The 1,241-nt window shown below is 35.9% G+C and carries 2 protein-coding genes; both read right to left on the bottom strand.

Annotation, left to right across the window (positions count from 1 at the left end; genetic code table 11):
- Positions 1-610 (bottom strand): IclR family transcriptional regulator (locus AC1DUW_RS29555; protein WP_477644269.1); only part of this gene is annotated, 610 nt, incomplete at its 3' end.
- Positions 611-967: 357 nt separating this feature from the next.
- Positions 968-1,241, bottom strand: a 274-nt coding sequence (locus AC1DUW_RS29550; protein ID WP_477644268.1) for a sensor histidine kinase, incomplete at its 5' end; no start/stop codon positions are given.

Raw genomic sequence — 1,241 nt, 5'->3', positions numbered from 1 at the left:
GTATTGGTGCACTTACGGATTTTGTATAATCCTCTAATTCAGATGAAGTAATCGTATACCCTTTCATTCTTGCATCTTCCAAAGCATGACGGAGTATTTTTTCATCTGTTATCGTTCCAATAGCAATTGGTTTTAATTCTATATTTTCGAGATATGCTTCACGCTCTTCTTCAGACAAATAGGCGAGTATTATTCGAGAGTCACCTGCGTACAGTGGTGAACGCCTTCCGATTGAAGTATATAAACGAACAGGATGCAACGTATCTACCTTTTCAATATACATGGCTTCGTTAGTATCTCTCACAATTAGATTCACAGCTTCTTCAACATCATCTCGAAGTTCTTTCATAATGGGGTATGCGATTTTTCTTATATCTAAACGCTCTCCTACGAGTTGTCCAAACTGCAAGAATATTAGCCCAAGTGAATAATAACCATCATCATCTCTTGTTAAAAACCCCATTTCTTCTAATGATCCAATCATACGGTGCAGAGAGGTTTTTGGGAGGCCAGAAAGTTCCAGCATTTCATTAAAAGTGAGCTTGGAATGATTCATGAAAAGGTTAAGAATCTGCATTGACTTTACAACGGTTTTATTTTGTGATTGCATACATGGCTCCTTTCATGATTTTAGTATTTTTATTAGTGCAGTAGATAGAAATTGTTGTTCACCTTTACTATCAATTTATTATAAAACAAAGCACAAAAGTTGTAATTGAATAAGACTGTTTTCGCATAGATTGTTATTTTGAATAAATGCTCTGAGCACATATTCATATTAGCTTCGTAGCGGTTTTCTTCATAACTTTCAACTTTTGTTTGCTTGTATATTGGAAGCTTTCGCCATGGGCTATTARCTTAACAGACCCCTTAAGAGGACCTTTAATGGGAATATTATCTTAATGCGTAAAGCTATCAGGAATTCCTTGCAGCTAAATTTACTTGATCGTTACAAAAAAAAATTTCTCTACAAAGGTATTTCCAAAAATACTTTTGTCCCTTTCTCCTCAACAGAATGAAGGGAAAGGTTTCCACCGGCAGCTTTGGCTCTCTCTTCCATACTGAATAAGCCTACTCCACGGGTAACCTTTTCTAAATCAAATCCCTTTCCTTCATCCTCTATAACCACATGAATTTCGTCATCTATTTCCCGAATCGTCACTGTTGCTTCTTCGGTTTGAGCATATTTACGAATATTCGTTAATGCTTCTTGGATTACACGGTAAATGGTAATTTCTTTG

This window comes from Peribacillus sp. P4_C12, assembly GCF_056402095.1.
The sequence above is the reverse complement of the archived record's forward strand: the minus strand, read 5'-3'. Positions and strand labels throughout refer to the sequence as shown.